The sequence below is a fragment of the Gluconobacter sp. genome (assembly GCF_047722525.1).
Taxonomy (GTDB): Bacteria; Pseudomonadota; Alphaproteobacteria; order Acetobacterales; family Acetobacteraceae; genus Gluconobacter.
The window spans coordinates 1-20843 of record NZ_JBDNYY010000010.1 but is presented as its reverse complement, the minus strand read 5'-3'; the positions used below and the strand labels follow the sequence as shown (position 1 = coordinate 20843).

Below are 20843 nucleotides of genomic sequence, written 5' to 3'. Positions count from 1 at the left end.
TCCAGTTTAGAGGATTTTACTATGGAAAATCAGGTACTTACAAAGCACCATGGTGGAGCTGAGGGGAATCGAACCCCTGACCTCCTCATTGCGAACGAGGCGCTCTCCCATCTGAGCTACAGCCCCACGGCGAGGTCATAGTTCTCCTCTTCTCACACCCTGTCAAGCAGACCTGCACGCAGGACATTGTTCTGTGCTATGGCTACAGGCACTCTCCAACCGGCCCTTCGGCTGCCCTTTCCGACATTCGACGAGGTTTTATATGGTTGCCCTGCACGCCATCATCCTGATGCTGATCCAGGCTTTTGTGTGGATTCTTCTGGTGTACTGCATCCTGTCGATGCTGCTGGGTTTCGGGATCCTGAATATCAGCAACCGTTTTTTCTATTCCATCTTCAACACGCTGGCCCGGATCGTCGAACCCGTGATGACCCCGATCCGCAACATCCTGCCCAATACAGGGGGCATTGATTTTGCCCCCATGGTCGTCCTGCTTCTGATCCAGTTTCTGGTCTATCCGGCCGTAAACCGGATCTTCTTCATGCTCGCGACACATAACAGTTTCTGAAACTGCCTATCTCAGAGCACGCCAGACCTCTTCCAGCACATCCACCAGGACAGGTCCCATTGCATGATGCAGCGCCCCGTCAGGACGCTGCATCGTGACCGACCATCCCTCGCTGTTCTGGCGCTCCATCTTCACCGCCCAGTCCTCCGGGAGACGGGAGAAAACCCGCTCCATCCGGACTTCAGCCGTCAGCGGCTTTGCGTAATTGTGCCCCATTGCCGATCACCTTCTCTTTGAGCTGTCGGGGATGTCAGCCGGTCCCACCAACAGTCAGGCCCGAAATCTTCAGTGTCGGCTGACCAACTCCAACCGGTACCCCCTGACCAGCCTTGCCACACGTCCCGATCCCTGGATCCAGCGCCACGTCCGATCCGATCATGGAAATCTGGTTCATGGCGTCCGCACCATTCCCGATCAGTGTCGCCCCCTTCACCGGTCGGACGATCTTTCCATCCTCCACCAGATAGGCTTCCGAAGCCGCAAACACGAATTTTCCGGACGTGATATCCACCTGGCCACCGCCGAAATTCACAGCATAAAGCCCACGCTTCATCGAACGGATCATCTCATCCGTCGTGGCCTGCCCTTCCAGCATGAGCGTATTGGTCATCCGCGGCATGGGAGCATGTGCGTAGGATTCCCGGCGCCCATTCCCGGTAGATTTCGTTCCCATGAGACGGGCATTCAGACGGTCCTGAAGATAGCCGGTCAGGATCCCGTCCTCGATCAGAACGGTCCGGGAGGTCGGCGTCCCCTCGTCGTCAATGCTCAGCGAACCGCGACGTTCCGGCAGCGTCCCGTCATCAATCACCGTCACACCCGGAGACGCCACACGCTTGCCGATCATCCCGGAAAAGGACGATGTGCCTTTGCGGTTGAAATCGCCTTCCAGCCCATGTCCCACAGCCTCATGCAGCAGGATGCCCGGCCACCCCGGACCCAGAACCACATCCATTTCACCCGCAGGCGCCGGAGCAGCTTCCAGCGTGATCAGAGCCTGTTTCAGAGCCTTGTCCACCGCCTCGCGCCACGTCTCGGGAGCCAGAAGCCGGTCCAGCTCATAGCGCCCCCCAAGACCACAGCCCCCGCTCTCGCGCTGCCCGTCCTTTTCCACGACGACAGACACATTCATGCGCACCAACGGCCGCAGATCCGCAACATCGCCCCCAGAATCCGCACGCCGCATGATCTGCACCGCCTGCCATTCGGAGCTCAGCACGGCACTCACCTGGACGACCCGGGAATCCAGCCCCCGCGCATAGGCATCAATTTCACTCAGAACCGCCGCCCGCGCCGCGAAATCCGTACCGTCAAGCGGCCGGGAATCTCCATAAAGCCGTTGGTTCGTCGCCTGCGGACCCGGCGCCATGATCCCGCTGCGTCCCTGACGGACGGCACCCACTGTACTGACGGCCCGCTCCAGCGCGTCACGGCTGATATCGTCCGCATGCGCAAAAGCCGTCTCCGTCCCCAGAACGGCCCGCAGCCCGAACCCCGACGACGTGTTGAAACTGGCCGACCGGATCGTTCCGTCATCCAGGCTGATGCTCTCGTTTTCCCGGTACTCCAGGAACAGCTCACCATCATCAACACCATCAAGCCCACGGTTCACGAGTGCTTTCGCATCGTCGCGGGTCAGTTTTGAATCCGGCCGCCCGAAAAACAGGGCATCGGTCGTCGCAAGAGCGCCCAGAGCATCAGCAGCAACAGACATGAAAAATCTCCAGACAGGAACAGACCGGCTTTCCCGGCACATGGATAGGATAAAGAAGGAACGTGCAGACAGGTCTTCTAAGAAAGGGCCTTTTCCAGCCTTTTCAAGGCCTCCTGAAGGATCGCGGGCTTTTTGCAGAATGCAAACCGGATCAGATTCTGCGGAGCAGCAGCCCCTTCAGGATCATAGAAGGCCGAAACCGGGATCGTGGCCACACCCGCGTGTTCGACCAGCCAGCGCGCAAACTCGACATCTCCGCGACCATTCGCATGCCGCGAAATATCCGCCACGATGAAATAGCTGCCATCTGCCGGCAGTGTCTCGAACCCGAGACGATGCAGGCCATCCCGCAGCAGGTCCCGCTGTGTTTCCATCTGGGCCGACAAGGCCTGATAGTAGCTGTCATCCTTGTTCAGCCCGTAAGCCACGGCCCGCTGAAGGTTCGGAGCGGTCGCGAACACCAGAACCTGATGCGCTTTCGCAACCACGGAAGCCAACGCGGCAGGCGCCGTCACATACCCGACCTTCCAACCCGTCAGGGAAAAGCTCTTCCCCGCGCTGCCGATCCGCATGCACCGCTCGCGCATCCCAGGCAACGTCATCAACGGGACATGTTTCACGTGAAACGTCAGGTGTTCATAAACCTCGTCACAGATCGCATAGGCATCATGCTCCCGGACCAGTTCGGCAATCAGCTCCAGTTCCTCACGGACAAAAACCTTTCCGGACGGGTTCATCGGCGAGTTGAGCATGATCGCCTTCGTTTTCGGCCCGAACGCCGCACGCAGTTCCGCTTCCGGGACAGACCAGTGCGGCGGCGTCAGCCGCACACAGCGCGGCACCGCCCCCAGCAGCTTCAGAGCCGGCAGATAAGTGTCATAAAGCGGCTCGATCACCACCACTTCATCACCCGGTTCCACAACCGCCATCAGACACGCCGCCAGGGCCTCCGTCGCCCCGGACGTCACGACAACCTCCGTCGCCGGATCAACCTCCAGCCCATAAAAACGACGGTTGGACGCCGCCACGGCCTCACGCAGTTCCGGCAGGCCCGTCAGCGGCGCGTACTGGTTCCGGCCGTCCTGAAGCGCATCCGCCGCGACCTGAATGATGTCCTGCGGCCCTTCCGTATCCGGAAACCCCTGCCCGAGATTGACCGCACCATGCTTCACGGCAAGCTGTGACATGATCGTGAAAATGGTCGTCGGAAGGCTCACAAGATACTGATTGGGCGTTTTCATCAACGGATTCCAGAACTGACGGAAAACAGAAAGCACCGCACCATTGCAGGCTGAAGAAGAGCTGAAAAGCCTTTCGCGCGTCCCTCCACGTCCATACCGGAAATCCCTTCTCCCGGACCTCAGTCCAGGGCCTGCGTTTTCCGGCGCATGTCACGCAGCAGGACCTGACCCAGCCCCCTCAGAAGAACCATCGCCAGCAGGATGAAAACAACCCCGATACCGCAGGCAATGATGGCAGCGGTCCAGGACAGGGGAATGGCGTTCTTCGGGGCGCCATCCGTCGTAACCGTGAGCGAAAACAGGCTGTCGTCCACCATGAAAAGGTCCTGCGGAACAAAAAGCCGCAATACGGGCATCACCGTAAGGAGAAGCCCCATCAGACCCAACACGATGACAACGAGTCCGCCTACAAACGCCAGCAGACTTCCCGCAGCCAGTCGCAGAAGAACCCAGAACAGGCCGAACGGATTCGACTGCTGTACGCCAACGGACAGTTCATGCCGGATCGTAAAGCGTGCCGCGAGCCTGTCCGGCTTTCCCAGTTTTTCCAGAAGCGCAAGCGCCGCCCCTTCGCCCAGCCGGGCCTGCGCCGCAACCTGCGCCCGGACTTCAGCGACGATCATATCCCGCTCGCTTTCCGGCAGACTCAGCAGGCCACCCCGGAATTCATGCAGATAACGCTCGACTGGCAGGGAGAGAAGATCGCTGTCTTTCCAGCCGTCCAGAGATGAGGAAGCAGGCATCATGAGGATATTTCCCAAAAAGAGTCTCGCTGCCCTCTTTGCATGCAAGTTCCGGACCAGATGTGGAAAACTCCGGTTCGCTTCCGAAAGATTCAATCCCAAATCCGCAGAATGGCGTAATTTCCCATACTCGACAGACGGGCATTTGTCGCTTAATCGTTTTGCAGCCGTTTACACGATGCAAGGCGACAGATCGATGGCCAAGAAAGCCCCCACTTCCTCTACCGTGAAACCGAAGGCCGCTCCGGCGCGCCGTACCTCGAAGGCCGCAGCCCCCAAGGCTGCCCCCGCAGCAGCCGGCAAGCCGCCCGCACCGAACCCGCAGGCCGTTGCCCGCGTCTTCGAGATGATCCAGGAGCACGCGGCGGAATTCGTCGATCTGCGCTTCACGGACCCCAAGGGCAAGTGGCACCACACGACCCAGACGGTATCGACCATTGAAGACGATACCTTCGTTGAAGGCTTCATGTTCGACGGCTCTTCCATCCAGGGCTGGAAGGCCATCAACGAATCCGACATGGTTCTGCTTCCGGATCCGGAAACGGCCGTCATGGACCCGTTCTCCGCCAAGCCGCAGCTGATCCTGTTCTGCGACATCATCGATCCGAAGACGGGCAACTTCTACAACCGCGACCCGCGTTCGACCGCCAAGCTCGCAGAAGCCTATCTCAAGGATGCCGGCTTCGGTGACACGGCGTTCTTCGGTCCGGAAGCCGAGTTCTTCATCTTCGACAACGTGCAGTTCGGCACAGGCCCGAACTTCGGCATGTACCAGCTCGACAGCATCGAAGGCCCCGGCGCCTCCCTGAAGGCCTACCCGGAAGGCAACATGGGCCATCGCCCTGTCGTCAAGGGTGGCTACTTCCCGGTCCCGCCCGTCGACAGCGAGAACGATCTGCGCGCCGAAATGCTCTCCACGATGGGCGAAATGGGCCTGCCGATCGAGAAGCATCATCACGAAGTCGCACAGTCGCAGCACGAGCTCGGCACGAAGTTCGACACGCTCGTGAAGTCCGCCGACTTCATGCAGATCTACAAGTACTGCGTGCACAACGTCGCCCATTCCTACGGCAAGACGGCCACGTTCATGCCGAAGCCGATCTCGGGCGACAACGGCTCGGGCATGCATGTCCACCAGTCCATCTGGAAAGACGGCAAGCCGACCTTCGCTGGCGACAAGTACGCTGACCTGTCCGAAGACGCGCTGTTCTACATTGGTGGCATCATCAAGCACGCGAAGGCCCTGAACGCCTTCACGAACCCGTCCACCAACTCCTACAAGCGCCTGATCCCGGGCTTCGAAGCCCCTGTGCTTCTGGCCTACTCCGCCGCGAACCGTTCGGCCTCGTGTCGTATCCCGCATGCGACAAACCCGAAGGCCAAACGCGTCGAAGTCCGCTTCCCGGATCCGACCGCCAACCCGTACCTCGCCTTCGCCGCCATGCTGATGGCCGGCCTCGACGGCATCCGCAACAAGATCCACCCGGGCGACGCCATGGACAAGGATCTGTACGAACTGCCGAAGGAAGAGCTGGCCCAGATCCCGACGGTCTGCGGTTCGCTCCGTGAGGCTCTCGAAGCCCTCAAGGAAGACCACGCATTCCTTCTCGAAGGCGGCGTCTTCACCAAGGACCAGATCGAAAGCTACATCGACATCAAGTGGCCGGAAGTCTACAAGTTCGAACACACGCCGCATCCGGCAGAGTTCGAGATGTACTACTCGGTCTGATCCGGGTCAGAACATCGTCTCAACGGAAAGCCCGGCCTTCGTGCCGGGCTTTTCTGTTTTCACCACACCACGTCAAGACGGCCCGATGATCCCTCCCGCCCTTCAGGCCTTCTCCACATCCGCGCTGCCCGTCCTCGACATCGCAGGCACGGTCGTCTTCGCCATTTCAGGCGCCATCGAAGCCGCGCGCGCACGCCTGACCATCGTGACCTTCATGTTCTTCGCCGCCATAACAGGCGTCGGTGGCGGAACCGTGCGGGACCTGCTGATCGGCGCACCCGTCTTCTGGATGCACACTTCCATCCCGATTGCGGCCTGCCTGCTTTCGGCGATCGCCGTCTGGTTCACGCCAGCCCGCTTCTGGCCCGCACGCGCCGTGGAATGGTTCGATGGTCTCGGAATCGCAGCTTATGGGGTCTTCGGCTCAGCGAAAGCACTGGCCTACGGCATCCCACTGATTCCCGCTGCCCTGATGGGCATCGTCAGCGCCTGTATGGGGGGTATCTTCCGGGACGTTCTGGCAGGCGTCCCATCCATCATCATCCGGCCTGAACTTTACGTCACAGCCGTGGCCCTGGCCTCAGGAACCTATGTGTCCCTGACAGTTCTGGGCCTGAGCACCACAATCGCAGCCACCCTTGCCGTCATCGCAGGCTTCAGCCTGCGTGCCGCAGCCCTTATCAGGGGCCTCGGTCTGCCTCATTATCACCGATAAGCGGCAGACCGTTCAGACCAGTACCTTACGCGATGACATCAAACCCGACGTCTTCCACCACATGCTGCAGTGCGATCGGCGTCACCTTCTGCTCGTCATACTGAACCGCGGCCTGTCCCGGATCGAGCGTCACCTGCGCGGAGGAGACCCCCGGAACATTCGAAAGCGCGGACTGAAGCTTGCCCGAGCATCCCTGACAGGACATGCCATCGACCCTGAACGTCACCATCGAAACCATAAGAGACTCTCCTGTTTTCCAAAGGCTGCTCCACAAAGCAGTCATTCCCCGAATGGGACATATTCCCATAAAAATGGAAATCGCTTTTTCAGGCTGCGTCGGCAGCCTCGTCCAGTGGCTGGACCTTCATGATTTCGGCCTGAGCACCACACCTGGCAAGGGTATCACCCAGAACTTTGAAATGCGGCGCGGCCAGATGAGCCTCAAAACCGGCTTCCGAAGCCCATATCTCGTTTGCTACGAACCGGCCGGCTTTCTCGACATCCTTGCTGACCACATACTGGCGGCAGGCCTCTTCCCGGCGGGATGCAACGACACAGGCCGCAAAAGCCACCTCAGCGGCTACCGCATGTTCAGCGGGAACCGTTACAACGGCCGTGATGTGAACCGTCTGGCTCATGGTGGAACTCCTCATCAACGATGCAAGCTGCCCCACCCGCGTCTTTTCGAAGGCGGGCAGCGTTTCACGTGAAACCATACCTCACCCCCTTGTGATAAAGAACCCATGCCGGGTATCCGACCCGTACGGACCCGACAGCAGAAAGGCGCCTCCCCGAAGGAAGACGCCTTTGCCAAAACACCGAACTGGAAAACCCGCTCAGCCTTCCGCGTAGGTCGAAATATCCGGGCAGGAACAGACAAGGTTCCGATCCCCCCAGGCATTGTCCAGACGCCCAACCGGCGACCAGTACTTTGCCGTATTCACACCGCCGGGGAAGCACCCGGCCTCCCGGCTGTAAGACCGCTCCCAGGCGCCCGCCAGATCCGCCGTCGTATGCGGAGCAAAGCGCAGCGGGCTGGCGTCCATCGCCACACGCCCGGCTTCGACTTCGGCAATTTCCGCACGGATAGCGATCATCGCATCACAAAAGCGATCCAGTTCACCCTTCCCTTCGGATTCTGTCGGCTCGATCATGAACGTCCCGGCCACCGGGAAGCTGACGGTAGGCGCGTGGAACCCGTGATCAATCAGGCGCTTGGCGATATCGTCCACCGTCACACCAACCGTGTCCTTCAGCGGACGCAGATCCACAATACATTCATGCGCCGTAAAGCCATTCGTGCCGCGATACAGAACGGGATAATGCCCTTCAAGACGCGACGCGATGTAGTTCGCGTTCAGGATCGCCATCGTCGTCGCCTGACGTAGACCCTCATCGCCCATCATCATGATGTAAGCGGCGGAAATCGGCAGAATTGACGCAGACCCGTAAGGCGCTGCGGACACCGCAACACCATGCTGCCCCGGCAGATACGGCGCAAGGTGTTTACCCACCCCGATCGGTCCCATGCCCGGTCCGCCACCGCCATGCGGAATGCAGAACGTCTTGTGCAGATTGAAATGCGAGACATCCGCGCCGTACAGACCGGGCCTCGCCAGACCAACCTGCGCATTGAGGTTCGCGCCGTCCAGATAGACCTGCCCACCCGCTTCGTGGACAAGCTCGCAGATCTCCACGATCCGCTCCTCGAACACGCCATGGGTGGACGGATACGTGATCATGATGGCCGCCACGCGCCCGTCATGCTGCGCGATCTTCGCCTTGAGATCCTCGACATCGACATTGCCATTCTCATCGCACGCCACGACAACAACCCGCATCCCGACCATCTGGGCCGAAGCCGGATTGGTCCCATGTGCGGAGGCCGGAATCAGGCACACATCCCGGTTCTCTTCGCCACGCGCGCGGTGATAGCCACGGATCGCCAGAAGCCCGGCATATTCGCCCTGTGCGCCGGAATTCGGCTGAAGCGAGACGGCGTCATACCCCGAAATCGCACAGAGCGTGCGCTCCAGATACGCGAACAGTTCAGCATAACCCTGAACCTGATCAGCAGGTGCAAACGGATGAATCCGTGCAAATTCCGGCCAAGTGATGGGGATCATCTCCGCCGTCGCATTGAGCTTCATGGTGCAGGAGCCCAGCGGGATCATCGTGCGGTCCAGCGCCAGATCCTTGTCCGCCAGCGCACGCATGTAGCGCAGCAGATCCGTCTCGGAACGATGGGCATGGAACACAGGATGCGTCAGCAGCGGAGCCGTCCGCGACAGACCTTCCGGCAACGCATCCGTCACCTCAAGCGCCTGCTCGACAGACGCCAGATCCGCGCCCTCACCCGCAAACGCCGCCCAGACCGCGCGGATCGTTTCCGGCGTCGTGGTCTCGTCACAGGACACGCCAATCCGGCCATTCCCCGCATCGCGCAGATTGATGCCAGCCGCTACGGCCCGCGCCAGAACCTGCGGTGCAGCAGCACCCGCCTGAACGGTGATCGTGTCGAAGAACACGTCCGTTTCGACGCTCGCCCCCAGAGCCTTCAGCCCGGCGGACAGGATCGCCGCCATCCGGTGCGTGCGGGCCGCAATGGCCTTCAGTCCTTCCGGGCCGTGATAGACCGCATACATGGACGCGATGATTGCCAGCAGCGCCTGCGCCGTGCAGATGTTGGATGTGGCCTTCTCGCGGCGGATATGCTGCTCACGCGTCTGAAGTGCCAGACGATAGGCCGGTTTGCCCGCACTGTCGCGCGACACCCCGACCAGACGTCCCGGCATGTGCCGCTTGAACGCATCGCGCGTCGCCATGAACGCCGCATGCGGCCCACCGGCGCCCATCGGCACGCCATAACGCTGCATCGAACCGATCGCGATATCCGCGCCCAGCGCGCCCGGGCTTTCCAGCAGCACCAGAGCCAACGGATCACAGGCCAGAGCCGCAATCGCGCCCTTGTCGTGCAGCGCCACAATCACGCCGCGCAGATCCCGCACGCGCCCCGAAGAGCCCGGATAGGACAGCAGCGCGCCAAACACGGAGGACGCGTCCAGATCCGTCTCCGGATCCCCCACCACAACATCCCAGCCCAGCGGCTCGGCGCGTGTGCGGATCACGGCAACCGTCTGCGGGTGCGTATCGGCATCCACAAAGAACGCCGTCGCCTTCGACTTGCCCACGCGCTGCGCCAGCGCCATGGCTTCCGCACAGGCCGTGCCCTCGTCCAGCAGGGACGCATTGGCAATATCCAGCCCCGTCAGATCCGCCACCAGCGTCTGGAAGTTCAGCAGCGCCTCAAGACGGCCCTGGCTGATTTCGGGCTGATACGGCGTATAGGCCGTGTACCAGGCCGGATTTTCCAGGATATTGCGCTGAATGACCGGCGGCAGCACTGTGTCGTAATAGCCCTGCCCGATCATGGACGTCAGAACCTGATTGCGCGAGGCGATCTGCCGCAGACGCGCCAGTGCATCCTGCTCGGTCAGGGCCGCACCGATTCCGTGATCCCCGCGATCGAGAATGGCCGCCGGAATGGTCCGGTCGATCAGGTCATCGAGACTGGACGCGCCAACGACACGCAACATCTCTCCGATTTCGGAAGGACGCGGGCCGATATGGCGGGAGCTGAAATCTTCGGTCTGGGCAGGCCACAAGGTCGTCACGGGCAGGTTCTCTGGCATTTCATGAAAGCAGTGGCGGAAATCGGGGGCAGGCTGAAAGAAAAACGGGGCCTGCCAGCGCAGACCCCGTATTCCTTCAGAGGCTCTTGTACTGTTCGGCCGTCAGCAGGCCCTTGAGGTCATCCGGGTTGGCAACCGTCATGCGGAAAATCCAGCCCTCGCCTTCCGGATCCTTGCCCACCAGCGTCGGATCATCGGACAGCGCGTCATTGAAGCCGGCCAGCGTGCCCGCAACCGGCGCATAGATGTCAGACGCCGCCTTCACGGACTCGACGACCGCTGCCGCATCACCGGCGGCGACTTCCGTGCCCTCGTCCTTGGCTTCGACGAACACCAGTTCGCCGAGCTCTTCAGAAGCGTGTGCGGTAATGCCGACAGTGGCCTGCTCGCCATCGACGCGGATCCATTCATGGGACTTCGTATAATAGGTCGTCATTGCTGCTTTTTCCTGATCTGAAATTCGACTGTAAGTTCAGCGCTTGAAGCCGGGTGCCACGAACGGCATCGCCCGCACATGCAGCGGCACATACTTGCCCCGCAGTTCCGCAAAGACGGGTGTGTCCAGCGCCGCATAGTCCGACGCGACATAGCCCATCGCAACAGGAGCCTTCACGCTCGGGCCAAATGCCCCGGACGTGACCACCCCGATTTCCTTCTGCCCCTCGGCATCGGCAAAGAGCTTGGCCCCCGCCCGCACCGGAGCCCGGCCTTCCGCCATCAGACCAACGCGCTTGCGCGCCACACCGTCGCGCGTCTGCTTGAGCACAACATCTGCACCCGGATAGCCACCTTCACGGACACCGCCCTCACGACGCGACTTCTGGATTGCCCAGCCCAGCGACGCCTCAACCGGCGTGGTCGTGACATCAATGTCATTGCCATACAGGCACAGCCCGGCTTCCAGACGCAGCGAATCCCGCGCGCCCAGCCCAATCGGCAGCACATCCGGCTGCGCCAGAATCGCGCGCGCGACCTTTTCAGCATCTGCACCCGCACAGCCGATCTCAAACCCGTCCTCGCCCGTATAGCCGGACCGCGACACCGTCACCGGAATACCGGCCAGCTCGGTCTCGATCACATCCATGAAGCGCATGTCCTTCACAGCCGGGCAGAGCGGCGCCAGAGCTGCTTCCGCCGCCGGCCCCTGAAGCGCCATGAGCGCACGGTCGAACTGGCGCGTCACGACACAACGATCGGACAGCGCCTTCTCTATCCTATCCGCATCCTGAACCTTGCAGCCCGCATTGACGACAACCAGCAGGTCCTTGCCCATATTGGCGACCATCAGGTCATCCAGGATCCCGCCCTTCTCATTGGTCAGCAGGCCATAACGCTGACGCCCGGCGGCAAGCCCGACGAAATCAGCCGGAACCAGCGTTTCCAGAGCCGCAGCCGCGTCCTTCACATCCCCGCTTTTCGCGGCAATACGGATCTGTCCCATATGGGACACGTCAAACAGACCAGCCTTTTCGCGCGTATGCAGATGCTCGGTCATCAGTCCCGCAGGGAACTGGATCGGCATCTCAAAGCCTGCGAACGGCACCATCTTCGCGCCAAGTTCCAGATTTAGATCGTAAAGAGGAGTACGCTGGAGGGAATTGCTCATAGGGAAAGCCCGGTCCATTCTATCTCAAGACGTGAAGATGCAGACGCCTCCGGCTTTCCGCATACACGGGCCGGAAAAATGTCGCCCCTTCTGTCCTTTCGCCTGAGATCGCTATCCCGTCGGCGGATGCGTCAAAGCGCACCTCTCTCCAGAATGTCCTGACCGCCTCGGTCCTTTGGCCTGAGAGTTTCCGGGGCGGTTGCTCCTTCGGCGCCAGCCTGACGGCTGGTCTCTCCCGTGTCGGTCCCCGCGATCCTGCCAGTTTCCGAAAAACTCCGCAATCGTTACGATCGCTCATGCGTTGGGTCTTTTGCCCCGTAACACGCAAAGGAGAACATCATGGCTGGTGAACTGACGGTCATTGCCGAATTCGAGACCACACCCGCAACCTATGAGAAGTTCCTCGCCGCCTGCGCCTATGACAGCGAGCGCTCCGTCGCCGACGAATCCGGCTGCCACAGCTTCACGGTTCTCTCCCCCGAGACGGAAGCCGACACCGTCATTCTCGTGGAAGTCTATACCGACCGCGCGGCCTTCGAAGAGCACCTCAAGACCCCGCATTTCGGGGTGTTTGCAAAAGCTGTAAAAGAGCTGGACATCAAGGAACGCAGCGTCCGCTTCCTGAAGAAGAGAGCCCCCTGAACAATGCATCTTTCAAGCACGAAACGCCTCCTCGCCATCACCCTGCTGTGCGGCACGGTTTCGGCCTGCGCTTCACACCCGCAGCACAATCCGCGCCAGCGCCTGATCGGCATTCCTAACCCCGCAAGCGTCTACTGCACGCAGCAGGGTGGTCGCCATGGCGATGTCCGAACCGCGGGCGGCGAAACCGGCATCTGCACCTTCCCGCCCAATCAGGTCTGCGATGAATGGACACTCTACCGCGAACACCGCTGCGTCGCTCCCCTGGCCAAAATGGCGCCCTGATTTTCCAGCCCGGTCAGGCCCGAACGGGGCCGCCGGGTTTTTCATAATCCAAATACATAACATGTTATGTATTCTATCCACACGTTCCCCGGAATCCGCATGACTGCCCCTTCCCCGCTCAGCGCCCTGACCACGCGCAACACCAGGCTCTTTACACTCCTGCTGGAACGCGAACTCAAAAAGACAGGCCTGCGGATCGGTCAGCTCCCCGTGCTGCAGGCTTTGCAGGACGGAAAGACCCTCAATCAGAAAGCCCTCGCGGATTTTGCGGATATCGAACAGCCAGGCATGACGACACTTCTCGCCCGGATGGAGCGCGACGGCCTGATCCAGCGCGAACCAGACCCGACAGACCGCCGCAGCACACTGGTCACACTGACACCAGACGGACAGCGGAAAAGTCGGAATATCGTTCCCGTTATGGAACATTTAACCGACATAGCACTCAAGGGGTTTACACCCCTCGAACGCGATATTCTCGTAACACTTCTGGAACGGATCAACAGCAGCCTGAAAGAGCAGCTGTAGCTGCCTGCCCCATTAACAAGGGGCAGGCGCACGATCATTTTCCGGTTTTGGGAAGATGCTCGGCAATATAGGGCGGCAGGTTGAACGACCCAACATGGATCTCCGGCGTCCAGTAGCGCGTCGTGCCCACGATCTTCGCAGCGTCCGCACGGGCGCGGATCTGCTCAACCGTCTGCGTATTCGGCGCCTGCCCCTTGGAAGCCACACCCAGCGTCATGAACCCGCCGACATAGGTCGGAACAGCGGCCACATACGCACCCACATGCGGGAAGAACTTCGCACGACGCAGGCTCGTCTCGTGCAGTTCATCAGCCTGCATGAACGGCACGCCGCACTGGTTCACGATCAGACCTTCGTCCGAAAGGATGCGCGCGCAGTTGCTGTAGAACTCGTCCGTGAACAGCACTTCTCCCACACCGATCGGATCGGTACTGTCGACGATGATCACATCGAAGGAGCCATCAGCCGCCTTGGCGACATAGTCGATGCCGTCACCGACAATGACTTCGGCCCGCGGGTCGTTCCACGCATCACCGGCAATGTCTGGCAGATACTGCTTGGACAGTTCGATCACCGCACCGTCGATCTCGACCATGACAGCCTTCTCGACCGTCTCATGCTGCAACACGCGACGCAGAACGCCACCGTCACCCGCACCGATGATCAGCACACGCTTCGCACACGGATGCGCCAGAAGCGGCACATGGGTCAGCATTTCCTGATAGACGAACTCATCACGCTCGGTGATCTGGATGACACCATCCAGAACCAGCACGCGGCCGTGGCTGGAGCTTTCAAACACCACCACATCCTGGAAGTCGGATTTTACCCGTGCGAGCTCACGCGTAACGAGAAAGCGCTGTCCCCAGTCCGGGTACAGGGTCTCGTTGAGCCATGTTTCAGCCATGGATCATCGTTTCCTTGTCGGATTGTATTGGAAAAGGACCGGTGTTACCCGGCCCTTTCATCAGTTCAGGCTGCTTTTGCGGCCTTGTCCTGCACCCGGCCACGCCGCACGGCATCGACCTCGATCCGGCCGGCCTGGAACAGGCGCTGCATCACCGGAATCGACAGGTTCGGATCACATGCACCGCACATGAACACGTCCACAGCTGCATAATTCCGTTCCGGCCACGTATGGATCGAAATATGGCTTTCCGCCAGCACAATCACGCCAGACACGCCGCCATTGGGCGTGAAGTGGTGAAAATGGCTGTGCAGGATCGTTGCGCCAGCCGCCACGGCAGCTTCGCACAGCGTTTCATCAATCCGCATGGGATCATCGAGATTCCGGGCATCCCAGAAGTCGATCAGCAGGTGATTGCCAGCAAAACGCTCGCCATCACGCTCAATGAAGTAATCCTTGCGCTCCTCCTCAACGAGGTGAGCTGCGCTATTCTGGATATCTCTCGGGAGTTCCGATACCATCCCCAGTTGAGCAAGTGCGTTCATCACGTACCCCCAAACCAGTAGACAGCCTGTTGGGCAAAAATGCCCCCTTGGGCCAGGAAGCGCGCTAGTTAGCGGCCTGCTCCCCCTGATGCAAGCACTTTATGGGCTGATTCCCCAATATGTCACATATCTCTGCCGGCCCATGTCCCCACTGCATGAGAAAGCGGTTTTCCCTTTCCTGCGCACAGGGCTGACATGCGCAAACACCTTGAATATCCCATGGCAGAGACAGTTCGGGCGCCGGATCTCCGGGAAACGAATCCCGGAGATCCCGACGCCCGACAGAAACTGAAGGCTTCTGTGCTCCGAAGGGCCGAATCCGCCCCCCGGATTTGGCCGATCAGTTCTTGGCCTTGTCGACCAGCTTGCCCTTGGCAATCCACGGCATCATCGCACGCAGCTTCTCACCGGTCTTCTCGATCGGATGAGCATCGTTGCGGGCGCGGATGGCCTTGAAGCCAACGCCGCCGGACTGGTTCTCAAGGATGAAGTTGCGAACGAACGTGCCGTCCTGGATGTCCGTCAGAACGCGCTTCATCTCGGCCTTCGTTTCCGGCGTGATGATGCGCGGACCCGTGACATACTCGCCGTACTCGGCGGTGTTGGAGATGGAGTAGTTCATGTTCGCAATGCCGCCTTCGTAGATCAGGTCCACGATCAGCTTCATTTCGTGCAGGCACTCGAAATAGGCCATCTCCGGCGCATAACCGCCTTCAACCAGCGTCTCGAAACCGGCGCGGATCAGGTCGACGAGACCACCGCACAGGACAGCCTGCTCACCGAACAGATCGGTTTCGACTTCTTCCTTGAAGGTCGTCTCGATGATGCCCGCACGGCCACCACCATTTGCGGAGGCGTAGGACAGGGCGATCTCGAGCGCATTCCCCGAAGCGTTCTGTGCCACGGCCACGAGGGACGGCACGCCACCACCACGGAGGTATTCGGAACGGACCGTGTGGCCCGGGCCCTTCGGCGCGATCAGGAACACGTCCAGGTCCGGACGGGCTTCGATGATGCGGAAGTGGATGGACAGACCATGAGCGAAAGCCAGGGCAGCGCCCGGCTTCAGGTTCTTCTCAAGGCTTTCCTTGTACAGCGCACCCTGGCCTTCATCCGGCGTCAGGACCATGACAACGTCGGCCCAGGCAGCAGCCTCACCCGGCTCCATCACCTTGAAACCGGCTTCCTCAGCCTTCTTCACAGCGGAAGACGTCGGACGCAGGCCGATGACGATGTCGGAAACGCCGCTGTCCTTGAGGTTGTTGGCGTGTGCGTGACCCTGGCTGCCATAGCCAATGATCGCGACTTTCTTGCTCTTGATCAGATTCAGATCGGCATCGCGATCGTAATACACCCGCATCAGACAGGCTCCTTTTTAAGATGAAACACAGAAGGACCGCGCCCGATGGCGGCAATCCCGGTGCGCGAAACCTCGGCCAGACCAAGGGGGCGCATCAACTCGATGAACGCGTCGATTTTCTCGGGCGACCCCGTCAGTTCGAACACGAAACTCATGGTCGTCGTATCCACGGGCCGCGCACGGAACGAATCCGCAATCCGCAGGGCCTCCGTACGATGCTCGCCGGACGAGACGATCTTCACCAGCGCAAGCTCACGCCCCACATAAGGGCCTTCTTCCGTCAGGTCGGAAACGTCATGCACGGGGATCAGGCGCTTGAGCTGCGCCTTGATCTGCCGGATCACCATCGGCGTGCCCGACGTCAGGACCGTGATGCGCGAGAGCTTCTGCTCAGCATCCACCAGCGCCACCGTCAGGCTCTCGATGTTGTATCCCCGCCCGGAGAACAGGCCCACCACGCGGGCCAGAGCGCCACTCTCGTCCTCAATGAGAACCGAGATGACCGAATGTTGGATCGTCTCCGTCATCAGACCAGCATCTTTCCTTCTTCGGTCAGTCCCGCCGCTTCGGAATCCTGATCCGGACCCAGCAGCATCTGGTTATGCGCCGCACCCGACGGAATCATCGGATAGCAGTTCTCGCCTTCCGCCACGCAGATATCAGCTACGACCGGCCCATCATGCGCCAGCATCCGGCGGATCACGTCATCCAGTTCCCCGATATGCGTCGCCCGCATCCCGGTCGCATGGAACGCTTCTGCCAGCTTCACGAAGTCCGGCAGCGCTTCGCTGTAGGACTGCGAATAGCGCGAGCCGTGAAGCAGCTCCTGCCACTGACGGACCATGCCCATATAGTGGTTGTTCAGGATGAAGATCTTCACCGGCAGGCGATACTGCGCAATCGTGCCCAGTTCCTGGATGTTCATGAGCGTGGACGCTTCACCGGCGATGTCGATCACCAGCGCATCCGGATGCGCCACCTGCGCGCCCACGGCAGCCGGCAGACCATAGCCCATCGTCCCCAGGCCGCCCGACGTCAGCCAGCGGTTCGGCTTGTCGAACTGGAAGTGCTGGGCCGCCCACATCTGGTGCTGCCCGACTTCAGTGGACACGAACGTATCGCGGCCCGTTTCCTTCGCGAGCTCATACAGACGGCGAACCGCCTGCTGAGGACGGATGATCGCGGACGGCGTCATGTCCTGCGTGAAGCCGAACCCGTCCACACTCCGCCAGGACGCAATCTGGTTCCACCAGGCCGACAGATCCGGCGCCGGCGTATCACCCCAGGCCTCGAGCAGGGCCTCGAGCGTATCGCGCACGTCGCCTTCAATGCGGACATCCACCGGCACGATCTTGTCGATCTGGCTCGGGTCGATATCGGCATGGACCTTGAACGAATTGGGCGAGAACGCATCCACACGTCCCGTCACGCGGTCATCGAACCGCGAGCCCAGCGCGATCAGCAGATCGCAGCCATGCGTGGCCATGTTGGCCTCGACCGAACCGTGCATGCCCAGCATGCCCAGGAACTGCGGATCGGGAGACGGAAACGCGCCCAGACCCATCAGCGTGGACGTGACCGGGAAACCGGTCCTGCGCGCCAGACGACGCAGCAGCTCCGACGCTTCCGGCCCGGAATTGATGATACCACCACCCGTATAGAACAGCGGACGCTTGGCCGTTTTCATCGCCTCGACGGTTCGCGCGATCGCCTCCGCATCCGGGCCACCCTGATGGCGCAGGCGCTGCAGACGGGACAGTGCAGGCTTCGTCAGCGGCGCCTTGCCAACCGTGATGTCCTTGGGCAGATCCACCAGAACAGGCCCCGGACGGCCCGACCGCGCCACCTCGAACGCCTCGCGCACGGTCTGCGCCAGGGTCCCCGGTTCCCGCACGAGATAGTTGTGCTTGGTCGCAGGCCGGGTAATGCCCGTCGTATCCGCTTCCTGAAACGCGTCATTACCGATCAGCTTGGTCGGCACCTGACCCGACAGGCAGACGAGCGGAATAGAATCCATCAGCGCATCCACCAGCCCGGTCACGGCATTGGTCGCGCCCGGACCCGACGTCACCAGCACCACACCAACCTTGCCCGTCGAACGTGCATAGGCCTCGGCCGCATGCACGGCAGCCTGCTCATGGCGGACAAGCACATGACGGATACGGTCCTGCTGGAAAAGAGCATCATAAATCGGAAGGACAGCCCCACCCGGATACCCGAATATGACCTCCACACCCTCTTCATCGAGAACGCGCAGAAGCACTTCCGCGCCAGTCAGCGCCTTGTTGCCTGTCTCTGCGTCTCTTTCAGCAGCCGTCACCGTTTCCTCCCAAGGTATGAGCGGCGGGATTTAGGACGACCGCGCAGCGGCGTCAACTCGTTCAGATATAAAGTTCTCTATTTTTTCATAATGGCTTTCCGATTCTTGCGCAGAATGGGTATGCCTGCGCAACGAAACCATACTGTCGCCAGCCTCTCCCAAAGCATGGTGCCGGAACCACGTCGCCTGCCGCCGCGTATAGCGCCCGATGGCCAGAACGGCGGATTTCCGCGCTTCCTCAAGCGAGACCTCCCCCCGCAGGACAGCCGCCAGTTCGGGCACCCCATGCGCACGCATGGCAGGCAGAACCGGATCGAGCCCCCGTGCCAGCAGAGAGGACACTTCTTCCAGAGCCCCGGCCTCCAGCATCTGCCCGAATCTGGAATCGATCGCCCGGCGCAGCCCCTCCCGCTCGGGATCGAGCCGCACGGAGACAAACCGGCACGGAGCCGGCGGCAGACCCGGCTGCGACCGCCACCAGGCCAACCCGCGCCCCGTCCCCGTCCAGACCTCCCAGGCCCGCGAAATCCGCTGGGTATCATTCGGACGCAGACCCTCTGCCGTTTCCGGATCAACCTGCACCAGCCGCGCATGCAGCGCCTCAGGCCCGATCTCCTGCGCCAGTCCCCGCGCCTCACGCCGCGCCGCATCCCCGGGGTCCGGCACTTCCACCAGTCCATCCGTCAGCGCCCGCAGATACATCCCCGTCCCGCCACACAGAACCGGCATGCGCCCCTCACCCCAGGCGACGTCCATCTCCCGCAGCGCCTCGGACCGCCACCAGGCCACACTTCCCGGCACCGCCGCATCCAGCACGCCATAAAGCCGGTGCGGTACAGCCGCCTCATCGGCCTCGTCGGGCCGTGCCGTCAGAATCCGCAGATCACGATAGACCTGCATGGAATCCGCGTTGATGACCGTCCCATCGAAGGTCCGGGCAAGGTCGAGCGCCAGTGCCGACTTGCCGGAGCACGTCGGGCCAGCCACAATGATCGCAGTCTTAACAGTCTTCGGGGCGTCCATTCCCCCCTCCTGCCACACGTGCCGGACCCTTACGAGAGCCCATGTCCCTTCCTGCCGTCCTGACCCTCATCGCTGACCGGAAATCCGGCCCCCTCAAACCAGAGGCGATCGATATCGCCCGCACGCTCGTCAAGGGCAATGCCCCGATCGTCCTGTCCCCGGGCGAAGCGGTGGACATTCCCTGCCCCCCACCACGCCCTGGCTCGGCCAGCATCGCAACCATCCGCGCGACCCTCGCGCCCTACCGCGTTGATGCCCTGCTCCTGAAAACACGCGGACGCCGCCGGGCCGTCCTCGTGGCCGACATGGACAGCACCATCGTCACGGGCGAAACGCTGGACGAACTGGCGGACCTTCTCGGCTGTGGCGAGGAAGTCGCCGCCATCACCCGCGCCTCGATGAACGGCGAACTGGAGTTCGACGCAGCCCTCGAACAGCGCGTCGCCCTTCTGGCCGGCAAACCGGCTTCGGTCCTCGAAGATGTCTGGAAATCCGTCACACTGACGGAAGGGGCCCGCGAACTCGTGCAGACCATGCGCAGACACAACGGTCGCACGGCTCTCGTTTCCGGTGGCTTCACATGGTTCACCCAGCGCGTCGCCGAACTCTGCGGATTCGATGAAAATTACGGCAATGCGCTGGAAATCGAGGACGGAAAGATCACCGGTCGCCTCGCCGGTCCCATCCTCGGCCCGGATGCCAAGCGCGACCATCTCGAACGCCTGACAGCAGAGCGTGGCGTCCAGCTCCGCGCTGCCCTGACCACAGGCGATGGCGCGAACGACATCCCCATGCTCGCTACTGCCGGACTCGGCCTCGCCTTCCACGCCAAACCCAACGTCCGCCGCATCATCCCCACCCAGATCAACTTCGCCAGCCTGCGCGCCCATCTCTTCGCACAGGGCTATCACGCGAAGGATTTCGTGGCGGACTGACATGAAAAAAGCCGCCGGAGTCCGGGACTCCAGCGGCTTTGCAGATCAGTATCCCCAGGTATAGGGCGGCACACCTGAATAGGCTGGCGCGGCATAATAGCCGGGCGCATAGCCCGGCGCATATCCGTAACCACCGCCGTACCCCCCGTAACCTCCATAGCCGTAAGGCATGCTCTCCCCGATCGCCATTCCGGTTGCCATGCCGAGACCGACGCCAAGGCCCCAACCGCCCCAGCCCCAGCCGCCGCCCCAGCCGGGCATACCCCAGCCATAGCCGAACCATCCGGGAC

Annotated in this window: 22 protein-coding genes, 1 tRNA gene, 1 pseudogene and 1 riboswitch; of the genes and pseudogenes, 7 read left to right on the top strand and 17 right to left on the bottom strand. The window is 61.4% G+C overall.

From position 1 onward, the window contains the following. Positions 1-50: 50 nt before the first annotated feature. A tRNA-Ala gene (locus ABF859_RS10610) sits at positions 51-126 on the bottom strand. Between the two features lie 136 nt (positions 127-262). Between ABF859_RS10610 and ABF859_RS10605 the strand changes: the two genes are divergently transcribed. Beyond that, positions 263-568, top strand: coding sequence for a YggT family protein (locus ABF859_RS10605; RefSeq protein WP_415527751.1), 306 nt, complete (start codon positions 263-265; stop codon positions 566-568). Positions 569-574: 6 nt separating this feature from the next. On the opposite strand, the gene ABF859_RS10600 is transcribed toward ABF859_RS10605, so the two are convergent. The 4 genes from ABF859_RS10600 to ABF859_RS10585 all read right to left on the bottom strand — a co-directional run bounded on the left by ABF859_RS10600 (position 575) and on the right by ABF859_RS10585 (position 4269). Beyond that, entirely contained in the window at positions 575-784 is a 210-nt protein-coding gene (locus ABF859_RS10600; protein ID WP_415527750.1) for a hypothetical protein, read from the bottom strand. A gap of 34 nt (positions 785-818) precedes the next feature. Then, entirely contained in the window at positions 819-2282 is a 1464-nt protein-coding gene (tldD, locus tag ABF859_RS10595) for a metalloprotease TldD (protein WP_415527749.1), read from the bottom strand. A 77-nt stretch (positions 2283-2359) separates the two neighbouring features. After that, the gene (locus ABF859_RS10590; protein WP_415527748.1) at positions 2360-3523 is read right to left on the bottom strand and encodes an aminotransferase; all 1164 of its coding nucleotides are present in this window, start codon (positions 3521-3523) and stop codon (positions 2360-2362) included. Between the two features lie 119 nt (positions 3524-3642). Further along, complete coding sequence (locus tag ABF859_RS10585; protein WP_415527747.1) at positions 3643-4269, bottom strand: HAAS signaling domain-containing protein; 627 nt, start codon at positions 4267-4269, stop codon at positions 3643-3645. A 343-nt stretch (positions 4270-4612) separates the two neighbouring features. On the opposite strand from ABF859_RS10585, the gene glnA reads away from it, so the two are divergent. Next, positions 4613-5995, top strand: coding sequence for a type I glutamate--ammonia ligase (glnA, locus tag ABF859_RS10580; protein WP_215747217.1), 1383 nt, complete (start codon positions 4613-4615; stop codon positions 5993-5995). Positions 5996-6080: 85 nt separating this feature from the next. Beyond that, positions 6081-6710 carry a trimeric intracellular cation channel family protein gene (locus ABF859_RS10575; RefSeq protein ID WP_415527746.1) on the top strand — a complete coding sequence of 210 codons (630 nt, stop codon included), beginning with the start codon at positions 6081-6083 and terminating at the stop codon, positions 6708-6710. Positions 6711-6735: 25 nt separating this feature from the next. Here the strand turns inward: ABF859_RS10575 and ABF859_RS10570 are convergent, their stop codons facing one another. The 5 genes from ABF859_RS10570 to gcvT all read right to left on the bottom strand — a co-directional run bounded on the left by ABF859_RS10570 (position 6736) and on the right by gcvT (position 12008). Next, complete coding sequence (locus ABF859_RS10570; protein ID WP_415527745.1) at positions 6736-6948, bottom strand: heavy-metal-associated domain-containing protein; 213 nt, start codon at positions 6946-6948, stop codon at positions 6736-6738. 88 nt (positions 6949-7036) lie between these two features. Continuing rightward, on the bottom strand, positions 7037-7426 hold the full coding sequence (locus ABF859_RS10565) for a putative quinol monooxygenase (protein ID WP_415527744.1): 390 nt from the start codon (positions 7424-7426) through the stop codon (positions 7037-7039). A 120-nt stretch (positions 7427-7546) separates the two neighbouring features. Next, on the bottom strand, positions 7547-10402 hold the full coding sequence (gene gcvP / locus ABF859_RS10560) for an aminomethyl-transferring glycine dehydrogenase (protein WP_415527743.1): 2856 nt from the start codon (positions 10400-10402) through the stop codon (positions 7547-7549). A 76-nt stretch (positions 10403-10478) separates the two neighbouring features. Further along, complete coding sequence (gene gcvH, locus ABF859_RS10555) at positions 10479-10838, bottom strand: glycine cleavage system protein GcvH (RefSeq protein WP_415527742.1); 360 nt, start codon at positions 10836-10838, stop codon at positions 10479-10481. A 36-nt stretch (positions 10839-10874) separates the two neighbouring features. After that, entirely contained in the window at positions 10875-12008 is a 1134-nt protein-coding gene (gene gcvT / locus ABF859_RS10550; protein WP_415527741.1) for a glycine cleavage system aminomethyltransferase GcvT, read from the bottom strand. A 158-nt stretch (positions 12009-12166) separates the two neighbouring features. Beyond that, positions 12167-12256: riboswitch (glycine riboswitch) on the bottom strand. Positions 12257-12347: 91 nt separating this feature from the next. On the opposite strand from gcvT, the gene ABF859_RS10545 reads away from it, so the two are divergent. From ABF859_RS10545 to ABF859_RS10535, 3 genes are all read left to right on the top strand, one after another. Continuing rightward, positions 12348-12650, top strand: a complete 303-nt coding sequence (locus ABF859_RS10545; RefSeq protein WP_211561427.1) for a putative quinol monooxygenase — start codon at positions 12348-12350, stop codon at positions 12648-12650. A gap of 3 nt (positions 12651-12653) precedes the next feature. Continuing rightward, complete coding sequence (locus tag ABF859_RS10540) at positions 12654-12935, top strand: DUF333 domain-containing protein (protein WP_062510686.1); 282 nt, start codon at positions 12654-12656, stop codon at positions 12933-12935. Positions 12936-13034: 99 nt separating this feature from the next. Next, the gene (locus ABF859_RS10535; RefSeq protein WP_415527740.1) at positions 13035-13463 is read left to right on the top strand and encodes a MarR family winged helix-turn-helix transcriptional regulator; all 429 of its coding nucleotides are present in this window, start codon (positions 13035-13037) and stop codon (positions 13461-13463) included. Between the two features lie 34 nt (positions 13464-13497). Here the strand turns inward: ABF859_RS10535 and speE are convergent, their stop codons facing one another. From speE to miaA, 6 genes are all read right to left on the bottom strand, one after another. After that, positions 13498-14370, bottom strand: a complete 873-nt coding sequence (gene speE / locus ABF859_RS10530; protein WP_415527739.1) for a polyamine aminopropyltransferase — start codon at positions 14368-14370, stop codon at positions 13498-13500. 65 nt (positions 14371-14435) lie between these two features. Beyond that, positions 14436-14915, bottom strand: coding sequence for an adenosylmethionine decarboxylase (speD, locus tag ABF859_RS10525; RefSeq protein WP_415527738.1), 480 nt, complete (start codon positions 14913-14915; stop codon positions 14436-14438). A gap of 340 nt (positions 14916-15255) precedes the next feature. Next, on the bottom strand, positions 15256-16275 hold the full coding sequence (ilvC, locus tag ABF859_RS10520) for a ketol-acid reductoisomerase (RefSeq protein ID WP_011252650.1): 1020 nt from the start codon (positions 16273-16275) through the stop codon (positions 15256-15258). Further along, entirely contained in the window at positions 16275-16802 is a 528-nt protein-coding gene (gene ilvN / locus ABF859_RS10515) for an acetolactate synthase small subunit (protein WP_415527737.1), read from the bottom strand. Before ilvN ends, ilvC begins: the two co-directional genes overlap by 1 nt. Next, positions 16802-18595: a biosynthetic-type acetolactate synthase large subunit gene (gene ilvB / locus ABF859_RS10510; protein ID WP_415527736.1), complete on the bottom strand. Its 1794-nt coding sequence runs from the start codon at positions 18593-18595 to the stop codon at positions 16802-16804. Before ilvB ends, ilvN begins: the two co-directional genes overlap by 1 nt. Before the next feature lie 30 nt (positions 18596-18625). Then, on the bottom strand, positions 18626-19618 hold the full coding sequence (gene miaA / locus ABF859_RS10505) for a tRNA (adenosine(37)-N6)-dimethylallyltransferase MiaA (RefSeq protein ID WP_415527735.1): 993 nt from the start codon (positions 19616-19618) through the stop codon (positions 18626-18628). Between the two features lie 41 nt (positions 19619-19659). Here miaA and serB point away from each other — a divergent pair, with 41 nt between their 5' ends. Further along, complete coding sequence (gene serB / locus ABF859_RS10500) at positions 19660-20553, top strand: phosphoserine phosphatase SerB (protein ID WP_415527734.1); 894 nt, start codon at positions 19660-19662, stop codon at positions 20551-20553. Between the two features lie 45 nt (positions 20554-20598). On the opposite strand, the pseudogene ABF859_RS10495 reads toward serB, so the two are convergent. After that, positions 20599-20843, bottom strand: a pseudogene (locus tag ABF859_RS10495) (hypothetical protein); the annotation flags it as partial.